Origin of the sequence: Vibrio coralliilyticus ATCC BAA-450, from assembly GCF_000176135.1 — a bacterium.
Lineage (GTDB): Bacteria > Pseudomonadota > Gammaproteobacteria > Enterobacterales > Vibrionaceae > Vibrio > Vibrio coralliilyticus.
Map to the genome: position 1 here is coordinate 119,240 of NZ_ACZN01000012.1, position 24,277 is coordinate 143,516.

Here is a 24,277-nt window from a genome sequence, read left to right on the forward strand (position 1 = left end):
TCAAGCTGCTATCGAGCAACTAAGCCTAAAGTTCTTGCTAATAAAGGCGCTTTCAACACCGGAATATTGTCCATCGCGGCCAAGCTGAGATTTCGACCAATACGTAGTGTGAGATAATCATTAGAAAAAATATGAACCAGAGACGATGTCAGTGAAATCGTCGCACTGCGATCATTTTCGCGGCGGCGTTTAAATTGGCTCAATACCGAATAATCTCCGGGATCGCCGCTATGACTGGCTATCGCCTCAGCCAATGTCGCTACGTCACGAATCCCAAGGTTAAACCCTTGGCCAGCAATCGGGTGCAATGTTTGCGCTGCATTACCAACAATGGCAAATCGATGTGAGGTGTTCTGCTCTCGATAACGTAACAACAATGGATACGCAGCCCGCTGGCCGACTTTTTCCAATTTCCCCAATCGCCAGCCAAATGCGTGCTGGAGCTCTTTTAGAAAGGCATCATCATCGAGCGACATAACGCGCTGTGCATCATCTGGTCTTAAACACCAAACCAGAGACATGCGATGTTCGCTCATTGGCAATAGAGCCACTGGTCCAGAAGAGGTAAAACGTTCGAAAGCGCGACCTTGGTGATGCTCTGCCGTCTTAATGTTAGCAATGACCGCGACTTGCTCGAAGTCGTGCTCGTTGAAATCGAGCCCGATTTGCTGACAGCAGGTCGAAATCGCACCGTCCGCCGCCACCAGCAGTTTCCCACTGATGGTTTGGCCATTATCTAGTTCGATGTGAACGCATTGCTGCTGTCGTTCGATCTGATTAACCGAGGCTGGGCACAGTAAAGTGATATTAGAGTCCTGAGCGACCTTTTCATGATAGAGACGGCCAACATCTGCTAGTTCGACAACATAGCCCAGAGCTTCAACGCCAACTTCGAGGTTATCAATCTCAGTCATACCTGCATGAGAGCGGTCAGAAACATGAATATGGCGGATAGCAGTCGCGAAGGTTGAAATGTCTTCCCACAGCCCGAATTGCTTAAGAATATTCACAGTACCGTACGACAGAGCAATAGAACGAGAGTCAAAGCCAGGATGAGCCTGATGGTCGACTTGGTAAGGCTCGACAACCGCGATAGACAGCGGCTGCTGAGAGAGTTTATTGATCGCCAGTGCCAGCGTCATGCCCGCCATTGCGCCACCAGCAATTACAACATCAAACTGCTTCATGGGGAGTCCTGATTAGTGGATGGTCGGAGCCTTTTGCTCTACCGGCTTTTGGCCAAATTCAGCGTGAATCGTCAGCGCACACGCTTTAACATGTTCAATCACCTGCTCTAGCAGTTGAGCTTGCTCTTGCATATCGTCATCTTCATCGATGCCCAGCTTGGCAATCTCTTCTAAATCTGCCAACGCTTCTTTAACATCCGTTGAAGCTTTTTTCAGATCAGCATTCACAAGGCCTAAGCCAGAAATGTAGTGATTCACCCATTCAGCAACACCGTCAGCGGTATCAAACAGGCTTGCACTGGCATCTTCATCAGGGATCAACATCGAGATATCCATGCCTGAACCGGTAAATTCTACGATGGTTGCGTCCAATGTCGCCTGAGCTAATTGCAGTGACTTAGCAGGCCAGCCCATACCATCATTGGTGTAATCAAAGATTAGCGGTTGCCAGCTTTTGTCTGTCAGACTTAAACCACCGCTTAGCATTCCCGCTAAAAGGCCATGCAGTTCCGCAGGGTTCACCGCCAGACCAGCAGACTGAAGTTCACTTGCTAATGTCAGGTATTCTGGAAGATTGCGTTCGCTCATGAAAGAGACCTAAATTTGCTAAATAAAGCCAATCCTACCATTTACCAAGGCCAGCGAAAACGAGCGATTGCGCAATTGTGGATAGCTTTTACACAATTTGCCCAATTACTGTGTTATTGCGTCATGATTTGTGCACCTTGATTGGGAAAAGCTTGAATCTTAACAAGCCTTTTCCTATAGTTTCCTCCTCGGTGATTGTCTGCATATCACCCCTACTAACGCATTTAGAGTCGGTATGAGTAATCAAGCAGTTGAAGTCGAAATTTTAGGCAAACTAACCCGGGTTAACTGCCCGTCTGGACAAGAAGAGTCTTTACGTAACGCCGCTCAGCACCTTGATGAGCGTTTACAAGACATGGCTGCCAAGACAAAGATTACCAACGAAGTTCAACTGCTCACCTTTGTCGCTTTGAACGTCTGTCATGAGCTCGAAAGCCGTGATACAGTAGATGAACAACAGCAAAATGCGTTAAATGAGCAATTGGAAAAGCTCACGGCATCACTCAGTGATGCACTAAGTAAAGTAAAGCCAGGACAGCAATAGCCTTTACCGCAAGCAAGAATTTACCCTGGAGTGTTCGTGAGGGGATTAAGTCCCTGAGCCGATAAGCAATCCCTAAGGGTTAGTACTTGATAGCTATTGAGCAAGCTCGGCTTGAACCGAGAAGCCTACGGTTATCATTGCTGATCCGCCTTGAACCAGCTGGTTCAAGGGTCAAAATCTCCAACGGCACTCTGGGGTATCCTCCTCGGTACCCAATAACCATGGGTACTCTTATGATTCTTTCTCGACAAGATTTCAGAAAACTAATCCGCACCAAGCGCAATCAACTCAATGATGAAACCCAGCAAAAAGCGGGGTTGGATTTAATTGCCCAATTTGCTCAATTGCCGGAAGTCTCTTCAGCTCAACACATTGCCCTTTACCTGTCTGCTGACGGTGAAATCAATACCGCCCCACTGATTGACTGGTTAAGACAGCGAGGAAAAACGATTTACCTCCCTGTTATCCATCCATTTTCAGCCGGACATTTGTTGTTTCTACGCTACGATCTTGAAACACCTATGGTACTTAATCGCTACAAGATTCAAGAACCTAAACTGGATCAAACCCAAATCATTCCCGCCCGTCAGCTCGAGCTTATCTGTACGCCACTAGTAGCGTTTGATCACCATGGACATCGTCTCGGCATGGGTGGAGGGTACTACGACCGAACGTTGGAGCCTTGGTTCCATCATCAATCTGGGCCTAAACCCATAGGCCTCGCGCATGACTGCCAACAGGTCGAGCAACTGCCCACTGAATCTTGGGATGTGCCTTTACCAAAAATAGTGACACCAAAGCAGATCTGGGATTGGGAATAGCCTTAGATTGGTTATATAATCGCGCCGCAAACGTTAAATTCAAACCTCATTCAGGAGATGGGCATGACTCAAGATGAAATGAAGAAAGAAGCTGGTTGGGCAGCACTTAAGTATGTTGAAAAAGACAGCATTGTCGGTGTTGGTACAGGCTCTACGGTAAATCACTTCATCGATGCACTCGGTACAATCAAAGACGATATCAAAGGTGCAGTTTCTAGCTCAGAAGCATCGACTGAAAAGCTGAAAGGTTTAGGCATTGAAGTCTTTGACTGTAATGAAGTATCGAACTTAGATGTCTACGTTGACGGTGCTGACGAAATCAACGCAGCACGCGACATGATCAAAGGTGGTGGCGCGGCGCTAACACGCGAGAAAATTGTTGCGGCTATTTCGGATAAATTTGTCTGTATCGTAGATGGCACCAAAGCTGTTGACGTTCTGGGTGAGTTCCCTTTACCTGTAGAGGTCATCCCAATGGCGCGTTCTTACGTCGCTCGTGAAATGGTGAAACTTGGTGGCGACCCTGTGTACCGTGAAGGCGTGGTGACTGATAACGGCAACGTTATCCTGGATGTGCATGGCATGCAGATCACCCACCCGAAAGAAATGGAAGATAAAATCAATGCTATCGCAGGTGTTGTGACGGTTGGCTTATTTGCTCACCGTGGTGCGGATGTGGTGATCACTGGCACGCCTCAAGGGGCAAAAATCGAAGATTAATTGAAGCTAGTTTCGGTTATTTCATTACAAACGGCACCATTAGGTGCCGTTTTCGTCTTTTATCCTATAAAAATTATTCCTTATTCCGTAATTTTCTTACCCAAAGTGTATTTTTTTTGTTAACTTAGTGAGCAGAAGACGCACAAGGAAAACGTTTGCGTCAGGCTTTTTGCTAACAAAACGTTTGCTTTAATAACATTACACCGCTTGTGCGCCAGTTAAGCCCCAAATTTCCATTTTAAGGACGAAGACAATGGCCAAAGTTTCACTGGAAAAAGACAAAATTAAGATCCTCCTGCTTGAAGGTCTTCACCCATCTTCGGTAGAAGTACTGCAGGCTGCTGGTTACACCAATATTGAATATCACAAAGGCTCGTTACCGGAAGACGAATTGCTAGAAGCGGTAAAGGATGTTCATTTCATCGGTATTCGCTCCCGCACTAACCTGTCGCAGGAAGTGATCAACGCAGCGGAAAAGCTAGTGGCGATTGGTTGTTTCTGTATTGGTACCAACCAAGTCGATCTTAATGCAGCCGCCGTTCGTGGTATTCCAGTGTTTAATGCCCCATTCTCGAACACACGCAGTGTGGCGGAATTGGTTCTCGGTCAGGTCCTGCTTCTACTGCGCGGGATTCCAGAAAAGAACGCCCTAGCACACCGTGGCATCTGGAAGAAAAGCGCCGACAACTCGTACGAAGCACGAGGCAAACGCTTAGGTATTATCGGCTATGGTCACATTGGCACGCAGCTAGGTATCATCGCGGAAAACCTCGGGATGCGTGTTTACTTCTACGATATTGAGAACAAGCTATCACTTGGTAATGCAACTCAAGTACATACCATGAGTGAACTGCTGAACAAGTGTGATGTGATTTCTCTGCACGTTCCAGAAACCGCGGGCACCAAAAACATGATGGGTGCAGAAGAATTTGCTCGTATGAAACCAGGGGCGATTTTCATCAACGCAGCGCGCGGCACTGTGGTTGATATCGAAGCGCTTTGTCATGCGATGGAATCTGGTCATCTTGCTGGTGCTGCGATTGACGTTTTCCCAACCGAGCCTAAAACTAACGCAGACCCATTTGAATCACCACTGCAGAAGTTCGACAATGTCATCCTGACACCACACGTGGGTGGCTCAACACAGGAAGCCCAAGAAAACATTGGTGTCGAAGTGGCAGGTAAACTGGCGAAATACTCTGACAACGGTTCGACGCTTTCAAGTGTTAACTTCCCTGAAGTGTCTCTACCTGAGCACCGTGACTGTTCTCGTCTATTGCACATTCACAAAAACCGCCCAGGTATCCTGACTCAGATAAACACTATCTTCGCAGAAGAAGGCATCAACATCGCGGGTCAGTATCTACAGACTAGCGCCGATATCGGTTATGTCGTTATCGATGTTGAAACCAGCCGCTCTGAAGAAGCACTTAAGAAACTCAAAGGTATTGAAGGCACGCTACGCGCGCGTATCCTTCACTAAATAAAACCTCAACGCTTTCAAAGCCACTGCCGTTGCAGTGGCTTTTTTAATACTCCACATTTCTGCCCTTACCAAACATCACACCATAATGTTCTCTTGTGAACAAAAACTGTTCATTAATGAGCTTCTTAGTTATCACGAAAACTAGCAATTACGGAATCAAAGTCGAAGTTTTTCAGACTAACTTTCTGTATTTTCGTAAAATTTAATACTTATGCAACATTTATCACAGAAATAACTCTCATTATTCATACAATGCCCAACACTTTCGAACGAAATACATTTTGCTCGTTCGCTTTTCCTTTACTTACCATCGCACAATAACAATGAGGTCCCTATGTTTGGAATCTTCAAACCTAAGGCGCACATCGACCGCTTATCTTCCGATAAGCTCGACAGCACTTATTCCCGATTACGTTGGCAGCTCTTTATCGGTATCTTTGTCGGCTATGCTGGCTACTACTTAGTTCGAAAGAACTTCAGCTTGGCAATGCCTTACCTGATCGAACAAGGCTTTAGCCGTGGCGATCTTGGTGTTGCTTTAGCGGCAGTTTCGATTGCTTACGGCTTATCTAAGTTTTTAATGGGTAGCGTCTCCGATCGCTCAAACCCGCGCTATTTCCTCAGTGGTGGCTTGCTGATGTCCGCGCTGATCATGTTTTGCTTCGGCTTCATGCCTTGGGCAACGGGCAGCATCACTGCAATGTTCATCCTGCTTTTCCTAAATGGTTGGTTCCAAGGGATGGGTTGGCCTGCCTGTGGTAGAACCATGGTTCACTGGTGGTCGCGTAAAGAACGTGGGGAAGTCGTTTCAGTATGGAATGTCGCCCACAACGTAGGCGGAGGCCTGATTGGTCCTCTCTTCATCCTTGGGCTATGGGCATTTAATGACGACTGGCGTACCGCTTTTTATGTTCCTGCTTTTTTCGCCACGCTGGTTGCCATATTTATCTGGATGACAGTTCGCGACACACCACAATCCTGCGGTTTACCACCCATTGAAGAATACAAAAACGACTACCCAGACGACTACGATAAATCGCATGAAAAGGAAATGACCGCCAAAGAAATCTTCTTTAAGTACGTATTTTCTAACAAGCTACTCTGGTCAATCGCCATTGCGAACGCGTTTGTCTATCTCATTCGCTACGGTGTGCTTGACTGGGCGCCGGTTTACCTCAAAGAAGCGAAAGACTTCACGGTTGATAAATCTTCATGGGCTTACTTCCTTTACGAATGGGCGGGTATTCCAGGCACCTTATTGTGTGGTTGGATTTCCGACAAGCTGTTCAAAGGTCGTCGCGCCCCAGCCGGTATCCTGTTTATGGCCTTAGTGACAGTTGCGGTCTTGGTTTACTGGTTCAACCCAGCCGGTAACCCTGCCGTAGACATGATGGCGCTGGTTGCCATTGGCTTCCTGATTTACGGTCCGGTTATGTTGATCGGTTTGTATGCTCTTGAACTTGCACCGAAAAAAGCCGCAGGTACCGCTGCTGGTCTAACCGGACTATTTGGTTATCTTGGCGGTGCAGTGGCTGCGAACGCGATTCTGGGTTACACCGTGGATCACTTTGGCTGGGATGGTGGATTTATCATTCTCGTAGCATCTTGTATCGCGTCGATTATTTGTCTAATTTATGCATTTGTTGGCGAACGTGCTCACCATAAACAGAAAGAAGCCGAAAAGGCAGCACTCGCTTAATACTCATCAAAGAGGCAGCATCGCTGCCTCATTTCAATCAAGGAATGAAGAATGAAAACAACGTCAGTTTGCGCTACATTTCTGGCTCTTAGCCTATCTGCTGGAACATTGGCTAAGCCTCTGGTTATCGCTCACCGCGGCGCATCAGGCTATCTACCAGAACATACTCTAGAAGCAAAAGCTTTGGCTTACGCAATGAAACCGGATTACATCGAGCAAGATGTTGTCATGACTAAAGACGATCAGTTGGTTGTTCTCCACGATCATTATTTAGATCGAGTCACCGATGTCGCTGAGCGCTACCCTGATCGTGCTCGCGCCGATGGCCGCTATTATGCAATTGACTTTACGCTTGCAGAAATCAAAACCCTAAAGGTGACAGAAGGGTTCAATATTGACGACAATGGCAATAAAGTTGCGGGTTATCCGACTCGTTTTCCGATGTGGAAATCCGATTTCAGCGTCCCTACTCTGGCTGAAGAAATTGAGCTGATTCAAGGGCTCAACAAAACGCTTGGTTACGATATTGGTATCTACCCTGAAATCAAAGCCCCTTGGTTCCACCGTCATGAAGGCAAAGACATCTCTTCCGCAGTGCTTAAGCTATTAAAGCAGTACGGCTATGACAGTCAGGATGACAAAGTATACCTGCAATGCTTTGACGCCAATGAGCTCAAACGCATTAACGATGAACTCATGCCTAGTATGGATATGGATCTCAAGTTAGTGCAGCTGATGGCTTACACTGACTGGAACGAAACCATGGTCTACAAAGGCGATACGGCAACCCCGTACAGCTATGATTGGATGTTCGAATCAGGCGCAATGAAGGAAGTTGCCAAGTACGCCGAAGGCATTGGTCCTTGGAAACCTATGTTGGTCGATGATGAATCAACCAAAGACAACATTATTATCAAACCGTTGATGAAAGAGGCAAAAGCAGCAGGCCTAGATGTTCATCCATACACTTTCCGAGCAGATCCAGGCCGTATTCCAAGTTATACGGATAACTTCGAGGGCATGATGGATATCTTCTACAATCAGGTCAAAGTAGATGGCCTGTTTACCGATTTCCCAGACAAAGCAGTTAGCTTTCTCAACAAATAGCCCATAAACAAAAAAGCCTTAGTCCATGACTAAGGCTTTTCTTTAACAACTAATATCAAGTTAAGGCTTCAGTGAACGCTCACCGCGTGCAATCCCCACCACACCGCTTCGCGCAACTTCAATGACATCAGTTACTTCTGAAATAGCTTGAATGAACGCATCCAGCTTTTCACTGGTACCCGCCAGTTGAACCGTGTATTGAGAAGCGGTGACATCAACAATCTGTCCACGGAAGATATCCGCTGTACGCTTTACTTCTGCACGAGCAAAACCACTGGCTTTCACTTTAACCATCATCAGCTCACGCTCAATATGATCAAGCTCGGTGACTTCCTGAACTTTCAGTACATCAATCAACTTATTAAGCTGCTTCTGAATCTGTTCAAGCTGCATGTCATCCGAAATCGTTGTGATGTTCAAACGCGACAGCGTTTCATCATCTGTCGGTGATACGGTTAACGACTCAATGTTGTAACCACGTTGTGAGAACAGACCTACCACTCGGGATAATGCGCCCGGTTGGTTTTCCATTAGCAGTGAAATAATGTGTCTCATATTATGTTCTCTCCGTTTTGCTTAGCCACATCTTGTCCATACCTTCGCCTTTGATTTGCATTGGGTACACATGCTCAGTTTCATCAACATTGATATCAACAAACACTAAACGATCTTTCATTTCTAATGCTTGTTTCAAACCAGACTCAAGCTGGTCTGGAGTTTCAATGCGAATCCCCGCATGTCCGTACGCTTCTGCAATCGCAACGAAGTCCGGAACGGAGCTCATATATGAGTTAGAATGTCTTCCTTGGTAAACAATGTCTTGCCACTGTTTCACCATACCTAGGAAACGGTTATTCAGGTTAATGATCTTGACTGGAATGTCATATTGCAGCGCCGTCGACAGTTCCTGAATGTTCATCTGGATACTACCATCACCGGTCACCACTACCACCTCTTCATCAGGCTTAGCAAATTTAACCCCAAGGCCAGCTGGCAGCCCGAAGCCCATCGTGCCGAGACCACCAGAATTAATCCAGCGACGTGGTTTATTAAACGGATAGTAAAGTGCTGCAAACATCTGGTGCTGACCAACGTCAGAAGCAACGTACGCATCGCCATTCGTCAGCTTGTGTAGTACTTCAATCACCTGTTGCGGTTTAATTCGCTCAGGCGTGGATTCATAAGACAGGCACTCACGGTCACGCCAAGTCTGGATATCATCCCACCAGCTTTGAAGTGCTTCGCCATCATTGGTAGCACCTTGCTCTTCCAGCAGTGACACCATACTCGCCAGTACTTTCTCTGCAGAGCCAACAATAGGCAAGTCTGCTTTGACGTTCTTCGAGATAGATGACGGGTCAATATCAATATGCATTACTTTGGCATTCGGACAATACTTTTCCAGATTGTTGGTGGTTCGATCATCAAATCGCACACCGATACCAAAGATTAAGTCTGCATTGTGCATGGCCATATTGGCCTCATACACACCATGCATCCCCAGCATACCAAGAGAGTTTTTATGCGTACCCGGGAAGGCACCTAGCCCCATCAAGGTACTAACGACAGGTAAGTTTAATGCCTCTGACAGCTTCAAAATCTGCTCATCCGCTTCAGAAATTACGGCGCCGCCACCGACGTAAAGCACCGGCTTTTTCGCCGCAAGTAGTGCTTTCAAGGCCTTTTTGATCTGGCCTTTGTGACCCGTCGTGGTTGGCTTATATGAACGCATTGAAATACTGGCAGGATATTCGTATGGCAGTTTGATCTGCGGATTCATCACATCTTTGGGCAGATCGATAACAACCGGGCCAGGACGCCCTGTTGTCGAAATATAGAAAGCTTTCTTCATGATTTCAGGAATATCTTCTGCTTTCTTTACCAAGAAGCTGTGTTTAACAATCGGACGCGAGACGCCGACAATATCACACTCTTGGAAAGCGTCATTGCCAATCAGGTTGTTAGGCACGTTACCTGAAATCACGATCATAGGAATAGAATCCATATACGCGGTCGCAATACCTGTCACAGTATTGGTCGCGCCTGGACCTGAGCACACCAGAACCACGCCTGGTTTGCCAGTTGCACGAGTATAGCCATCTGCCATATGGGTAGCGGCTTGTTCATGACGAACTAGGACGTGCTTGATTTGATCTGTCTTAGCATGAAGAGCATCGTAGATATCCAAAACAGAACCGCCTGGATACCCAAAAATTTGTTCAACACCTTCTTCGATCAGAGATTGAACAACCATCTCCGCACCGGACAACATTGCTGCCATATTATTCTCCTCACCAGTTTACCAATTAATAAGGTCAACTAATTGGGCTGGTTTTACATAGTCTAGGGCTTATTCGTAGCCTAAATCGAAATACTTCCACTTTTTCGGCTATGTCTTGTTCTGTCGTAACAGAAAACAAGTTCACGCAACAAATGTAACGTTTTCTTATCAAAGGATCTAATGCGACTTAACTCTCATTTTAAACAAGATGCTATTTATCAAACTAATATAAGGAAAGAACACCAGCCGAAGCATAAAAATCAGAAAATATGACAAATTAACCCAAAAAATTCAGAGTAAAATATTATTCAACACTGTATCTCCACGATATTTTCACCGTAAAAGGTCGTAAAATTCAGGTATAAAAAATCCCTCACCGGCAAGTTTGAACCGATTGAGGGATTTTTAAACACTTCGAAATTTAACTTGTCAGAGATTTACTTTTTCATTGCTGTATCACTGTACATTTCTTCGATTTCGTCCTGATATTTGTCGTTAATAACCTTACGGCGCAGTTTCTGAGTCGGGGTTAATTCACCTTCATCCATCGAGAAGGCTTTTGGTAACAATTTGAACTTCTTAACCTGCTCAAACTTCGCCAGCTCTTGCTGCAGGTCATTCACTCGTTTTTCGAGCATTTCTACCACTTGATGATGCTTAATCAGCTCAACACGATCATGGTATTTGATGTTCAACTCTTTCGCGTACTCTTCCAAACTGTCGTAGCACGGCACAATAAGCGCAGAAACAAACTTACGCGTATCCGCAATCACGGCGATCTGCTCGATAAAGTGGTCTTTACCGATTGCTCCTTCGATCATCTGCGGTGCAATGTACTTACCACCAGACGTTTTCATTAACTCTTTAATGCGATCGGTAATAAACAGGTTGCCGTCTTCATCAATATGACCCGCATCCCCAGTTTTGAGGAAGCCATGCTCATCAAACGTTTTTGCCGTTTCTTCCGGCATCTTGTAGTAACCACGCATCACCATAGGGCCACGGACGAGAATTTCGTTGTTTTCGCCAATCTTTACCTGTGCACCAGGCATCGCCATACCTATGGAATCTGGGTTGAAGCTATTGTCTGACCAACACGACACCGTCGCTGTCGTTTCTGTCATGCCATAGCCAAGCTTGACGTTGATTCCCATCGCATGGAAAAAGCGACCAATCGTCTCATCCAACTTCGCACCACCACATGGCATAAAGTTAATTCGACCACCCAGTAGAGCGCGTAGCTTGGACAGCACCAACTTGTCAGCCAGCTGATGGGACTTTTTCAATATTAAAGAGGGTTGACGCCCTTCCTGATCACAGGCGGCCATTTTAGCGCCCATATTCACAGCCCAGGTGAACAGCACCTTGCGAATCATCGGAGCCTTGGAGACTTTTTCATGAATAGCTGAGAAGATTTTCTCGTAAAAACGTGGAACCGCACACATCACTGTCGGTTGAACTTCACTCAACGCTTCACGAACCTGCATCGTATCCTGCAGGTAACAGTTGGTAGCACCACGATACAATACGTAGAATGTCCATGCTCGCTCAAACACGTGTGATAAAGGTAGGAAACAGAGCGAAACATCATCTTGAGACAAACTTAATCGGGCGTCATGACCTTCGAGTTGAGCGGCGACATTGCCATAGTCCAGCATTACCCCTTTTGGCTGACCCGTCGTACCTGAGGTGTAAATCAAGGTCAGCAAGTCTTCAATATTGGCATCATTGAGGCGAGTATCTAATTCGCTCTGCATGGCTTTATCAGCAGCAAAGACAAACTGCTGCCAAGAGCGAGAAAAATCATAATCGCCTACATCAACATCGTCCGACATCGCCACAACCAATTCCAATTGCGGGGATTGTTCAAAAATCGACACAGCCGCATCAAACTGGGCCTGTTCGCCGACAAATAAGATACGCACATCAGCGTCTTGCAGAATGTAGGAAGATTGCGCTGCGGTATTGGTAGGGTAAATAGGCACTGTCACCGCACGGGTTTGAAGTGCCGCGAAATCCGTGATGGTCCACTGAGGCATATTGTTGGCAAAGATGCCGATTTTGTCTTGGACTTTTATGCCGTGCGTCAATAACGCAAGCGATAATGCATCTATCTGCTGGCCAAACTGCTTCCAACTAATGCCGTTCCACATCTCACCCACTTTATGTTTAAGAGCAATACGGTCACCGCTTTTGGCAATTTGTTCGCGAATTTTTTTTACAATATGAAAATCTAAGTTGGCCATCTCTAACTACCTTTAAGCTTACACCTGTAAGCTTTTTTGAGCGCACAAGTGTACATTTCAGGTCACAAAAGGCAACTGACAGGCATCAAAGTTACCAACTAAATAGTAAAAAACCTTGAATGGCGAATAGCCACTCAAGGTTTTATTGATCTCTTAAATAACAGTAAATTAGTCTAGAGCAACTACTTCACCACAGATCATCATTAACTGGTCACGTAGCCAGATGTGACCTTTATCTTTCTCACTTGATTCATGCCAGCTCAGGAAGCCGCTGATCTTGCCGTTTTCAAATGGGAAGTCCAGAACTTGTAGCTGATCTTTGTTCGCTGCATTTTCTACCATCCAACGTGGTGCAATCGTCACGAGCTCAGATTGACCAACAACGTAAAGTACGTTGCTCAGGCTCGTACCTTCGTAGTATGCCTGCACATCTAAATCACGATACGCCTGCTCAGAGAAACTACGCTGACCATGTACGCGAGAAAGTTTCGCATGACGCTCACCTTTCAGAAGGTCCGCCGTTACTGCTTCTTGGATGCGTGGGTGAGACTTAGACGCCACTACCACTAGCTCATCTTGGAAGATTTCAGTGCTTGAGAAACCTTGCTCATCAAAGCGAGCGTAATCAATCACGAAGTCGATTTCCTGGTAGCGCATTCTTTCAGCCAGCTGGCGATCAAATTCCGCATCAAGGTGAAGCTGTACATTTGGCGCTTGATCATGAATTGTCGACATGATCTTAGGAGCGAAGCGCATATCGCATGGGCTGCAGATCGCCAGTTTGAACAAACGCGTTGATGTTTCAGGCGAGAAAATTGAGCTTGGTAGCTCGTTACGGATAAGTTGCAATGCTTGGCGTACAGGGCCAAATAGCTGACGAGCGCGTTGAGTCGGTTGGATACCACGACCCTGGCGCATAAACAGCTCGTCGTTAAACATTACTTTCAAACGAGCTACTGCGTTACTTACCGCTGGCTGAGACATGCCAAGGTTATGAGCAGCACGGGTAATATTTTGCTCTTGCATTACTGCATCAAACACAGTCAGAAGGTTTAGATCTACTCCACGTAGAGTGCTTTCCATTCGGTAGCTAGCAATCGCACTCATAGACTCTTTTTTATCAATCATCAGGCAAGCCTCTTGTATTCGTCAATGTATAAATGGTTCTTAAAATGAATATTGGTTGGGAATAGATAACCCGTATTTTGTTATATTTATCCGTCAGATGACTCCTGGCGGATTTCTACTATCAACGAATCAATCAATCATTAGCAACAAGATTGATAATTAATCAGTATTTTTTACTTAAGTCATAAAATTAAGCTTAATAATCATAACCTTAAGCAACATATAAAAAAGTATAAATCACTCATACTGTAAAGATTTAGCCAATGAATTAAGTTTAAGAATGAATGCTAAGAGCTTGACGGGAACTATTGGTAGGAAAAATAAGTCCTAGGGTAGATACAAAAACAGCATCAATAGATTGATGCTGTCAAGATTCTAATGATTGAGTGGTGGGCTAGATGTTAGTCACGTAGCTAGGAAAATCGACTTTCTCCCACAAGCGATGTGTCAGCTCCATTTTGTTTTCCCAGTCACCTTTCACCAGCCAGTCTGCGATCGCCTCTGCAACATCAGGGTAACTGACACTTTCGGCCTGCTCTTCGTCAAGCCACTGGCGAACAATCGAGGCATCCAACATATCCATACAACTTGCCAAGCCAAGATCTTCCAATGTGGCGACATTGCTCATCTGCTCAAACTGACCAGACAGAGGTTTAAGCAATAGCTTTTTACCTAGCGTCAATGCTTCTGAGGGCAGCTCAAAACCGCCGTTCGCTATCACGCCATTGCAGCGATTGAGGTGATACTGGAAGCCATGAAAGCTCAATGGCAAATAGTGCACATTGTCGACAATCTGCTCTTCGATGATATCAGGGTGATAACACACAAATCGTTGCTTGGAAAAACGCAGTAACAGATCTGCGATCTCATGGATACTCTCAAATGGCAAATAAACGAGGACAAAATCTTCACCAGCAACCTGCTCTTTTTGTGTGTGAACAATAGGCGGTAAAATAGGTTGATCAAAGTGATACCAGTGTAAGCCGATGTGGTGCTGAGCTGGGGCAAAATAGTGAATGATTTTCTTATCTAACCAACTAGCCCCTTTGAGTGGTACAGAATAACGAAATGCATTCTGATGGCTGATACTAATGGATGCCTTGCCCTGTCTTCTGGCCGCCCACGCAGAGACTGGCTCAAAATCGTTGAGTACTAAGTCAAATCGACTTAAATCCAGTTGTTTGACCTCTTTATAAAAAGCAAACAGATTGTTGTTCAAGCAGGTTTTTTTATAATTAACCTGACCATTTTCGGTCACAAAAGTGAGGCCACGGCGAGTGTGATAATTACCGAACGCTTCCATTGAAAAATACTTGTCTTCTGCTCGGCCTGAGAAAAGGAATTCAACGTCAATACCGCGCTGGTTCAAAGCATGACTCATTGCTCTAGCTCTGGCGATGTGTCCGTTACCCGTCCCTTGCACGCCATACAATATTTTCATTAGCCTAACCTCCTATCACAATCGCCAATGCCATCTGAGCGCAACCGATTCCAAGAAAAGCGCCCAGAATGACATCTGTCAGAAAATGCACTCCAAGTAAGATTCTTGAAGTCGCTATCAACGCAGCCCAAACGAATGCAAACAATTCGAGTTCGACATAGAAATAACTGATTAACGTCGCCATCAAAAACGCGGCTGCCGTATGCCCTGAAGGCAAGCTGTAACGGTCTGAAGGCGTAATGAATGACGTCACCAGCTCTGACAGCTCTTCTGGGCGACGACGTTTAAAGAGGTTTTTAGCTGTCCAGTAAATAGGTAGCTCTACAACAAATGCAAGTAAACCGGCCAGTAAAAAGAGTGTACCGACTTCTCCACCAAACCACCAAGCAACAAGGCCGATCACGGCATACAAATGCCCATCCCCCGTGTGAGAGATGGCTTTGCTCCATCGAGAGAGCGGGTATGAGAATTTATGTTGTAGACAAAACAGTGAGAATGCCAAATCAAACTTGGCGATTGGTTCGATTGAACGCATTACCGACTCCTTGCAACGACGGTTCTGCGTTCAAATTAAGAGAAGTAAGTGACAAATCAGTGAAGCTTTCAGGTTGATTCAGTTACATCGTCAACATCAACGCCAGCTTGGCACACGCAATGCCCAAACCCGCCCCTATAACGATATCAGTAAAAAAGTGCACACCTAGAAAAATCCGTGAGGCGCTCACTGCTGCTGCCCAGCCATACGCTGCAATCGCATATTGAGGGTAAAAGCTCGCGATTAATGTAGCCATCAAAAATCCAGCCGCAGTATGACCGGATGGCAAGCTATACTGATCCGCCGGTTGAATAAACGAAGTGAGTGATTCGGAACGGTCATAGGGACGACGGCGCCGGAAGCCATTCTTCAAAGCCCAGTAAATGGGTAATTCGATGATAAATGCCAGAATGCCGACTTTAAGAAAAGCGACACCTGTGGTCGTATCCAGTGCCCACGCAATCAGACCAATCAGCAAATACAGATGCCCATCTCCAGTATGAGAAATCAGGCGACTCAGCTTAGCCAGCGGCAGGTTAAAGCGATGACCTAAGCAAAATGAGGACAATGCCAAGTCAAATTTGATGATGGGCTCAACGGCACGCACGGTACTTTTCTCCTGTAATCACATGCGAAGTCACATCATAGGTATAGTGAGATGAACCAGAGATTAATCATCTCGTTCATCTTGCCATTCACTGCTCGAATAGCAGAACAATATCTTCAGCATCCCTAATATGGTTTAACTCCACAAATCAGTTCATTTGACTATTGATGAATAAAAAAACAACTTTAGGGTTGACGTACTCGGTGGAGTGCGGTACTAATTTGTTAACTTAATTTTGTGGTTTATTTAACGCCCTAATAGGAACCGTTAACAATGATGAAGCGTTTTTCTATCCTGCTGAGCCTCCTCCTTATCGTGACACGATCGCGCGGGTAGGCTGTGGAAGAAAAATAACCACAACGAGATATCAGAAACCCGCACGCAGATGCGGGTTTTTTTATACCTAAATACCGGAAGAAAACGATTAACTGTGTGGCAAACACACGAGTCAGGAAGGAAGCAAACATGAACGATCAAGTCATTATTTTCGACACCACGTTACGTGATGGCGAACAAGCGTTGTCAGCAAGCTTGACAGTTAAAGAGAAACTGCAGATTGCCTATGCGCTAGAAAGGCTGGGCGTTGATGTAATTGAAGCGGGCTTCCCAGTTTCATCTCCTGGTGATTTTGAATCAGTACAGACCATCGCCAAACACGTGAAAGATAGTCGAGTCTGTGCGCTTGCACGTGCCGTTGCAAAAGACATTGACGCAGCAGGTGAAGCGTTAAAAGTTGCAGATCAATTCCGTATTCATACCTTCATTTCCACTTCCACCGTTCACGTTCAAGATAAACTACGCCGCAGTTATGATGACGTTGTCGAGATGGCGGTCAAAGCGGTCAAACACGCTCGTAAATACACTGACGATGTTGAATTTTCCTGTGAAGACGCTGGCCGTACGCCAATTGATAACTTGTGCCGTATGGTTGAAGCCGCTATCAACGCTGGCGCCAACACGATCAACATTCCTGATACCGTAGGTTACACAGTGCCAAACGAGTTTGGCGGAATTATCCAAACTCTGTTTGATCGCGTTCCGAATATCGATAAAGCCATTATTTCGGTTCACTGTCACGATGACTTAGGCATGTCGGTTGCGAACTCTATCGCAGCCGTTCAAGCAGGTGCTCGTCAAATCGAAGGCACCATCAACGGCATCGGCGAACGCGCCGGTAACTGTTCTCTAGAAGAAATTGCCATGATCATCAAGACACGTCAGGAATTCTTGGGTGTCCACACAGGCCTTAAACACGACGAAATTCACCGCACCAGTAAATTGGTCAGCCAGCTATGTAATATGCCAATCCAGAGCAATAAGGCAATTGTTGGTGCCAACGCATTCAGTCACTCTTCAGGTATCCACCAAGATGGCATGCTAAAGAACAAGAACACCTACGAAATCATGACGCCTGAGTCTATCGGCCTTAAGAACCAAGCACTAAACCTAACAAGTCGTAGTGGTCGCGCAGCAGTGAAAAGTCACATGGATACCATGGGCTACAAAGAAGATGAGTACAATCTAGATGCATTATATGAAGACTTCTTAAAGCTAGCTGACCGTAAAGGCCAAGTTTTCGATTACGATTTGGAAGCCTTGATGCATTTCTCAAATCTTCGCGAAGAAGATGATTTCTACAAATTGAACTACCTAAGCGTTCAGTCAGGTAGCGTCATGGCAACTACAAGCATCAAGCTGCAATGTGGTGATAAAGAGACGTCTGAAGCTGCGGTAGGTAACGGCCCTGTTGACGCGCTTTACCAATGTATCTATCGCGTCACCGGATATGATATCGTGCTAGACAAGTTTGATTTAACCGCGAAAGGCGAAGGTGAAGACGGGCTTGGTCAGGCAGATATTATCGCCAACTACAAAGGTCGTAAATACCATGGTACTGGTGTGTCGACCGACATCGTAGAAGCTTCTGGTCAAGCATTATTGCACGTAATCAACAGCATTCACCGTGCAGATAAGATTGCTGAAATCAAGCAGAAAAAAATCGCAACAGTATAAGTAGACTCTAGGGATGCGAGTCATCTCTGGAACAAAAGATATAAAAATTAAAGGATTACCATGACAGACAAATCTTACAATATTGCCGTTCTACCAGGAGACGGCATTGGCCCAGAAGTAATGCAGCAAGCACACAAAGTGCTAGACGCAATCGAAAAGAAACACGGTATTACCTTCTCTCGCAACCAGCACGATGTGGGTGGTATTGCTATCGACAATCATGGTTGCCCACTACCAGACAGCACAGTAAAAGCCTGTGAAGAAGCAGATGCAGTACTATTCGGCTCAGTCGGTGGCCCTAAGTGGGAACATTTACCGCCAAATGATCAGCCTGAACGCGGTGCTCTTTTACCTCTGCGTAAGCACTTTCAGTTGTTCTGTAACTTGCGCCCAGCACAAATTCACAAAGGCCTAGAAGCTTTCTCACCTTTACGTGCAGATATTTCTGGCAATGGCTTCGATATCGTCGTGGTACGTGAACTGACAGGTGGTATCTACTTCGGTCAACCAAAAGGTCGTGAAGGCGAAGGTGCAAATGAAAAAGCATTTGATACCGAGGTTTATCACCGTTTTGAAATTGAGCGTATCGCGAAAATTGCGTTTGAATCAGCTCGCCTGCGTGATAAGAAAGTTTGCTCAATCGACAAAGCGAACGTTCTGCAGAGCTCTATCCTGTGGCGTGAAGTGGTCGAAGAAGTGGCCAAAAGCTACCCAGATGTCGAGCTGTCACACATGTACATCGACAACGCAACCATGCAGCTAATCAAAGACCCATCTCAGTTTGACGTCATGCTGTGTTCAAACATCTTCGGCGACATCATCTCTGACGAATGTGCAATGATCACTGGTTCTATGGGCATGCTACCTTCTGCCAGCTTGAACGAAAGCCAATTTGGCTTGTATGAACCAGCAGGCGGCAGTGCACCAGACATCGCAGGTAAAAACATCGCAAACCCTGTTGCACAGATTCTTTCTGCTGCACTAATGCTGCGTTACAGCCTAGGTGAAGAAGCTGCTGCACAAGATATTGAAGCAGCAGTATCTAAAGCACTGTCTGCTGGAGAGCTGACCGCCGACCTAGCGGGTGATAACCCAGCTCTTTCAACTTCAGAAATGGGCGATAAAATCGCTGAGTACATTCTAAATTCATAATAATTATTCGCTCCTGATAAGCCGTTGTCAGGAGCTATACACGGGATAGTAATAATGGGCAAAACACTGTATGAAAAAGTCTACGACGCACACGTTGCCGTAGCCGCCGAGGGTGAGAACCCAATTTTGTATATCGATCGCCACTTGGTACACGAAGTGACTTCACCTCAGGCCTTTGATGGCCTGCGTGAAAAAGGTCGTCAGGTGCGTCAGGTCAGCAAGACCTTTGCCACCATGGACCACAACGTTTCCACTACCACTAAAGACATCAATGCGTCTGGTGAGATGGCACGCATTCAGATGGAAACGCTGTCAAAGAACTGTGAAGAGTTTGGGGTAACCCTTTACGACATTAACCACAAATACCAAGGTATCGTGCATGTAATGGGCCCTGAGCTTGGTATTACGTTACCTGGCATGACGATTGTTTGTGGTGACTCTCACACAGCCACTCACGGCGCATTTGGCTCGCTAGCTTTTGGTATCGGTACTTCTGAAGTTGAGCATGTTTTAGCAACTCAAACCCTGAAACAGGCGCGTGCTAAAACGATGAAGATTGAGGTGAAAGGTAAGGTTAATCCTGGCATCACAGCGAAAGATATCGTTTTAGCCATCATTGGTGAGACAACAGCAGCAGGCGGTACGGGCTATGTGGTTGAGTTCTGTGGTGAAGCCATTACTGATCTTACGATGGAAGGTCGTATGACAGTGTGTAACATGGCTATCGAGCTTGGCGCCAAGGCAGGTCTAATCGCACCAGATGAAACCACGTTCGAATACATTAAAGGCCGTAAATTCGCGCCACAAGGCAATGATTTGGAAGCGGCTATTGAATACTGGTCTTCACTCAAAACGGACGATGATGCGGAGTTTGATGCAGTCGTTACTCTAAATGCCGCGGAAATCAAACCTCAGGTGACTTGGGGTACAAACCCTGGTCAGGTAATCGCCGTTGATCAACCTATCCCAGCACCAGAAAGCTTCGCAGACCCTGTCGAGAAAGCATCGGCAGAAAAAGCATTGGCGTATATGGGGCTAGAAGCTGGCAAAGCACTATCAGATTACAAAGTCGATAAGGTATTTGTTGGCTCTTGTACTAACTCTCGTATCGAAGACATGCGCGCCGCTGCAGAAGTAGCAAAAGGCCGTAAAGTTGCAGATAACGTGCAAGCTCTTATCGTACCGGGCTCTGAGCAAGTAAAAGCGCAAGCAGAAGCAGAAGGCTTAGATGTCATCTTTAAAGAATCGGGCTTTGAATGGCGCCTTCCTGGCTGTTCAATGTGTCTGGCCATGAACAACGATCGCCTAGGTCCACACGAACGTTGCGCATCAACTTCAAACCGTAACTTTGAAGGCCGCCAAGGTCGTGATGGCCGTACCCATTTGGTAAGTCCTGCGATGGCAGCAGCGGCAGCAATTGCTGGTCACTTTATAGATATTCGTGAGTTGGACTAAGGAGAGAACAAATGTCAGGTTTTAAACAACACACAGGCTTAGTCGTTCCTCTAGATGCCGCGAACGTCGATACTGATGCTATTATCCCTAAACAGTTCCTACAAAAAGTTTCTCGTTTGGGCTTTGGTAAACACCTATTCCATGATTGGCGCTTCCTAGATGATGCAGGTGAGCAGCCAAACCCAGAGTTTGTAATGAACGCACCTCGCTATCAAGGTGCTTCAATCCTACTTGCTCGTGAAAACTTCGGCTGCGGCTCCTCACGTGAGCACGCCCCGTGGGCACTGGCAGACTATGGCATCAAGGCAATGATTGCACCAAGCTTTGCCGATATTTTCTATGGCAACTCAATCAACAACCAAATGGTTCCTGTTCGTCTCACAGAGCAAGAAGTGGATGAGATCTTCCAATTCGTTGAAGCAAACGAAGGCGCACAAGTTGAAGTAGACCTAGAAGCGAATGTGGTTCGAGCAAATGGCAAAGAGTACTCATTTGAAATTGATGAGTTCCGTCGCCACTGCCTATTAAACGGACTAGATAACATCGGTTTGACACTCCAGCACGAAGATAAAATTGCCGATTACGAAAGTAAGATTCCTTCATTTCTCAAGTAATTAAAACCGATATAAAAAGGTTGGCTCATGCCAACCTTTTTTTTATTTTTGAAAGTTATCAATTGTAGGCTCGGTCTAAAATCATAATGCTGTTATGAATAGGACTGACCATGAGATTCTTTCTTGCTTTTGTCGCCACTTTGATATCTTTCCACGCTTTCTCTGCTCCCAAATCTGAACTTTGGCCTTATTGGAATACGAGTAATGAATCCAATACCACCAAAGTCGACCATCAGCCTTGGCAACAAATACTCGATAAATACCTAGTCACGGAAGGCGAATACACGCTTTTTAAATACTCATCAGTCAGTACCCAAGATAAACAACAACTCAATCACTACATAACGCAACTGAGTCATATCAATCCACTTCAGTTAAGCAAAGCTGAGCAGTACCCTTACTGGGTAAATTTGTATAACGCGATTACAGTCGATTTGATTCTAGACGCTTACCCAATCAAATCGATCACAAAACTAGGTGGGTTATTCAGCTTTGGCCCATGGGGAGATGAAGTGGTTACCATCAATGGAAAAGAGCTCACGCTGAATGATATTGAGCATCGAATTTTACGCCCGATATGGAATGACCCAAGAACTCATTATGCGGTCAACTGTGCTAGCTTAGGCTGCCCAAACCTACAATCTCAGGCATTTACTGCAGATAATACAGAAGCCTTACTTGAGCAAGCTGCGACCACCTTCATTAACAGTGAAAAAGGCGTGCTCATCAAAAATGGTAAAACTCAACTATCTTCCATTTATGATTGGTTTGCGGATGACTTTGGTAATAACCAACAGTTGATCCAGCATCTGGCAAAATACCGTCCAGAGTTATCGGATTTAAGTGGTAAGTTTAGTTATGAATACGATTGGGACTTAAACGAAAAGAAATAGTGATAACCCAATACGAATGGTGTTACTACCCAGCTCCAGAATAAGTGAAAACTGAACGAAGTAGCGTTTAGCAAGCAAGTCCTTTTGGAACTCGATAGAAAATCATATATACCATAAAACACAAAACCCAGTCCTTAGACTGGGTTTCTCAATAAGTGGCTGACAGTGGGAATGCCTAGTCCTAGTTTGCGCTCAAACGGAACTTGTTAGTTACAGGCCTAAAATCATACTGCAGATGCGAAAAAGCCCTAACATAACTGCTAGGGCTTTATCTAAATAAGTGGCGGAGCGGACGGGACTCGAACCCGCGACCCCCGGCGTGACAGGCCGGTATTCTAACCAACTGAACTACCGCTCCGCAATGGTTAGACTCTGGAGTCTAAATAAGAACCTGGCAATGTCCTACTCTCACATGGGGAAGCCCCACACTACCATCGGCGCTACTTCGTTTCACTTCTGAGTTCGGCATGGAATCAGGTGGGTCCAAAGCGCTATGGTTGCCAAGCAAAATTCTTTGCTGGTGCTGATACCCAGACTCGAACTGGGGACCTCATCCTTACCAAGGATGCGCTCTACCACCTGAGCTATATCAGCATAATTTTGCTCAAGATATTTATCTCAAACAAGGTATTTAAAGCCTGGCGATGTCCTACTCTCACATGGGGAAGCCCCACACTACCATCGGCGCTATTGCGTTTCACTTCTGAGTTCGGCATGGAATCAGGTGGGTCCACAACGCTATGGTCGCCAAGCAAATTCTTTATCAATTTGCTCGCAAATTCAAACGCACTTTAGTGCGGCCCTTTAGGGTGAGATTTGCTTGCAAATCGAATAATTCGGAAAGCTGTTTTTAAGTTCTGTATTTACACATTCAAAGTTCTTGCTTTGAGTCCATCAAAACCCTTTGGGTGTTGTATGGTTAAGCCTCACGGGCAATTAGTACAGGTTAGCTCAACGCCTCACAACGCTTACACACCCTGCCTATCAACGTTCTAGTCTCGAACAACCCTTTAGGACCCTCAAGGGGTCAGGGAAGACTCATCTCAGGGCTCGCTTCCCGCTTAGATGCTTTCAGCGGTTATCGATTCCGAACTTAGCTACCGGGCAATGCCATTGGCATGACAACCCGAACACCAGAGGTTCGTCCACTCCGGTCCTCTCGTACTAGGAGCAGCCCCCTTCAATCTTCCAACGCCCACGGCAGATAGGGACCGAACTGTCTCACGACGTTCTAAACCCAGCTCGCGTACCACTTTAAATGGCGAACAGCCATACCCTTGGGACCGACTTCAGCCCCAGGATGTGATGAGCCGACATCGAGGTGCCAAACACCGCCGTCGATATGAACTCTTGGGCGGTATCAGCCTGTTATCCCCGGAGTACCTTTTATCCGTTGAGCGATGGCCCTTCCATTCAGAACCACCGGATCACTATGACCTGCTTTCGCACCTGCTCGAATTGTCATTCTCGCAGTCAAGCGGGCTTATGCCATTGCACTAACCTCACGATGTCCAACCGTGATTAGCCCACCTTCGTGCTCCTCCGTTACTCTTTGGGAGGAGACCGCCCCAGTCAAACTACCCACCAGGCACTGTCCTCAACCCAGATAATGGGTCTAAGTTAGAACATCAACACTACAAGGGTGGTATTTCAAGGACGGCTCCACCGATACTGGCGTACCGGTTTCAAAGCCTCCCACCTATCCTACACATGTAGGGTCAATGTTCAGTGCCAAGCTGTAGTAAAGGTTCACGGGGTCT

The 24,277-nt window shown here is 46.0% G+C and carries 20 protein-coding genes, 2 tRNA genes, 3 rRNA genes and 1 other RNA gene; 12 read left to right on the top strand and 14 right to left on the bottom strand.

Annotation, left to right across the window (positions count from 1 at the left end):
* Positions 1-8: 8 nt before the first annotated feature.
* Together ubiH and VIC_RS03300 are read right to left on the bottom strand one after the other, a co-directional pair.
* The gene (gene ubiH / locus VIC_RS03295) at positions 9-1,187 is read right to left on the bottom strand and encodes a 2-octaprenyl-6-methoxyphenyl hydroxylase (RefSeq protein WP_006957805.1); all 1,179 of its coding nucleotides are present in this window, start codon (positions 1,185-1,187) and stop codon (positions 9-11) included.
* Positions 1,188-1,199: 12 nt separating this feature from the next.
* On the bottom strand, positions 1,200-1,775 hold the full coding sequence (locus VIC_RS03300; RefSeq protein ID WP_006957806.1) for a YecA/YgfB family protein: 576 nt from the start codon (positions 1,773-1,775) through the stop codon (positions 1,200-1,202).
* 235 nt (positions 1,776-2,010) lie between these two features.
* On the opposite strand from VIC_RS03300, the gene VIC_RS03305 reads away from it, so the two are divergent.
* From VIC_RS03305 to glpQ, 7 genes are all read left to right on the top strand, one after another.
* On the top strand, positions 2,011-2,319 hold the full coding sequence (locus VIC_RS03305) for a cell division protein ZapA (RefSeq protein ID WP_006957807.1): 309 nt from the start codon (positions 2,011-2,013) through the stop codon (positions 2,317-2,319).
* A gap of 19 nt (positions 2,320-2,338) precedes the next feature.
* A non-coding RNA gene (gene ssrS / locus VIC_RS26105) (6S RNA) lies at positions 2,339-2,521 on the top strand.
* 31 nt (positions 2,522-2,552) lie between these two features.
* The gene (locus VIC_RS03310) at positions 2,553-3,140 is read left to right on the top strand and encodes a 5-formyltetrahydrofolate cyclo-ligase (protein WP_006957808.1); all 588 of its coding nucleotides are present in this window, start codon (positions 2,553-2,555) and stop codon (positions 3,138-3,140) included.
* A gap of 63 nt (positions 3,141-3,203) precedes the next feature.
* Complete coding sequence (gene rpiA, locus VIC_RS03315; protein ID WP_006957809.1) at positions 3,204-3,860, top strand: ribose-5-phosphate isomerase RpiA; 657 nt, start codon at positions 3,204-3,206, stop codon at positions 3,858-3,860.
* 253 nt (positions 3,861-4,113) lie between these two features.
* Positions 4,114-5,343, top strand: coding sequence for a phosphoglycerate dehydrogenase (gene serA, locus VIC_RS03320; RefSeq protein ID WP_006957810.1), 1,230 nt, complete (start codon positions 4,114-4,116; stop codon positions 5,341-5,343).
* A gap of 337 nt (positions 5,344-5,680) precedes the next feature.
* Positions 5,681-7,045: a glycerol-3-phosphate transporter gene (gene glpT / locus VIC_RS03325; protein WP_006957811.1), complete on the top strand. Its 1,365-nt coding sequence runs from the start codon at positions 5,681-5,683 to the stop codon at positions 7,043-7,045.
* Positions 7,046-7,096: 51 nt separating this feature from the next.
* The gene (glpQ, locus tag VIC_RS03330; protein ID WP_006957813.1) at positions 7,097-8,152 is read left to right on the top strand and encodes a glycerophosphodiester phosphodiesterase; all 1,056 of its coding nucleotides are present in this window, start codon (positions 7,097-7,099) and stop codon (positions 8,150-8,152) included.
* Positions 8,153-8,212: 60 nt separating this feature from the next.
* Here the strand turns inward: glpQ and ilvN are convergent, their stop codons facing one another.
* The 7 genes from ilvN to VIC_RS03365 form a co-directional block, all read right to left on the bottom strand.
* Positions 8,213-8,707, bottom strand: a complete 495-nt coding sequence (ilvN, locus tag VIC_RS03335; RefSeq protein ID WP_006957816.1) for an acetolactate synthase small subunit — start codon at positions 8,705-8,707, stop codon at positions 8,213-8,215.
* Position 8,708: 1 nt separating this feature from the next.
* Positions 8,709-10,433: an acetolactate synthase 3 large subunit gene (locus tag VIC_RS03340; RefSeq protein ID WP_006957818.1), complete on the bottom strand. Its 1,725-nt coding sequence runs from the start codon at positions 10,431-10,433 to the stop codon at positions 8,709-8,711.
* 437 nt (positions 10,434-10,870) lie between these two features.
* Positions 10,871-12,679 carry an AMP-dependent synthetase/ligase gene (locus VIC_RS03345; RefSeq protein WP_006957820.1) on the bottom strand — a complete coding sequence of 603 codons (1,809 nt, stop codon included), beginning with the start codon at positions 12,677-12,679 and terminating at the stop codon, positions 10,871-10,873.
* Between the two features lie 168 nt (positions 12,680-12,847).
* A complete protein-coding gene (gene leuO / locus VIC_RS03350; protein WP_006957822.1) occupies positions 12,848-13,807 on the bottom strand; it encodes a transcriptional regulator LeuO in 960 nt (319 codons plus the stop codon).
* 394 nt (positions 13,808-14,201) lie between these two features.
* Positions 14,202-15,248, bottom strand: a complete 1,047-nt coding sequence (locus VIC_RS03355; RefSeq protein ID WP_006957824.1) for an MJ1255/VC2487 family glycosyltransferase — start codon at positions 15,246-15,248, stop codon at positions 14,202-14,204.
* A gap of 4 nt (positions 15,249-15,252) precedes the next feature.
* Positions 15,253-15,783 (bottom strand): phosphatase PAP2 family protein, encoded by a 531-nt coding sequence (locus VIC_RS03360; RefSeq protein ID WP_006957826.1) that lies wholly within the window; start codon positions 15,781-15,783, stop codon positions 15,253-15,255.
* Positions 15,784-15,865: 82 nt separating this feature from the next.
* A complete protein-coding gene (locus tag VIC_RS03365) occupies positions 15,866-16,390 on the bottom strand; it encodes a phosphatase PAP2 family protein (RefSeq protein WP_006957828.1) in 525 nt (174 codons plus the stop codon).
* Positions 16,391-16,855: 465 nt separating this feature from the next.
* Here VIC_RS03365 and leuA point away from each other — a divergent pair, with 465 nt between their 5' ends.
* From leuA to VIC_RS03390, 5 genes are all read left to right on the top strand, one after another.
* Positions 16,856-18,403 (top strand): 2-isopropylmalate synthase, encoded by a 1,548-nt coding sequence (gene leuA, locus VIC_RS03370; protein ID WP_006957830.1) that lies wholly within the window; start codon positions 16,856-16,858, stop codon positions 18,401-18,403.
* A gap of 60 nt (positions 18,404-18,463) precedes the next feature.
* Entirely contained in the window at positions 18,464-19,555 is a 1,092-nt protein-coding gene (gene leuB, locus VIC_RS03375) for a 3-isopropylmalate dehydrogenase (RefSeq protein ID WP_006957832.1), read from the top strand.
* Between the two features lie 54 nt (positions 19,556-19,609).
* On the top strand, positions 19,610-21,010 hold the full coding sequence (leuC, locus tag VIC_RS03380) for a 3-isopropylmalate dehydratase large subunit (protein WP_006957834.1): 1,401 nt from the start codon (positions 19,610-19,612) through the stop codon (positions 21,008-21,010).
* 11 nt (positions 21,011-21,021) lie between these two features.
* Complete coding sequence (gene leuD / locus VIC_RS03385; RefSeq protein WP_006957836.1) at positions 21,022-21,624, top strand: 3-isopropylmalate dehydratase small subunit; 603 nt, start codon at positions 21,022-21,024, stop codon at positions 21,622-21,624.
* Positions 21,625-21,734: 110 nt separating this feature from the next.
* The gene (locus VIC_RS03390; RefSeq protein ID WP_006957838.1) at positions 21,735-22,517 is read left to right on the top strand and encodes a DUF547 domain-containing protein; all 783 of its coding nucleotides are present in this window, start codon (positions 21,735-21,737) and stop codon (positions 22,515-22,517) included.
* A gap of 281 nt (positions 22,518-22,798) precedes the next feature.
* Here VIC_RS03390 and VIC_RS03395 read toward each other — a convergent pair.
* The 5 genes from VIC_RS03395 to VIC_RS03415 all read right to left on the bottom strand — a co-directional run.
* A tRNA-Asp gene (locus VIC_RS03395) sits at positions 22,799-22,875 on the bottom strand.
* Positions 22,876-22,906: 31 nt separating this feature from the next.
* A 5S ribosomal RNA gene (gene rrf / locus VIC_RS03400) occupies positions 22,907-23,022 on the bottom strand.
* A gap of 13 nt (positions 23,023-23,035) precedes the next feature.
* Positions 23,036-23,111 (bottom strand) — tRNA-Thr (locus VIC_RS03405).
* 42 nt (positions 23,112-23,153) lie between these two features.
* Positions 23,154-23,269, bottom strand: a 5S ribosomal RNA gene (gene rrf, locus VIC_RS03410).
* A gap of 163 nt (positions 23,270-23,432) precedes the next feature.
* A 23S ribosomal RNA gene (locus VIC_RS03415) occupies positions 23,433-24,277 on the bottom strand; the annotation flags it as partial.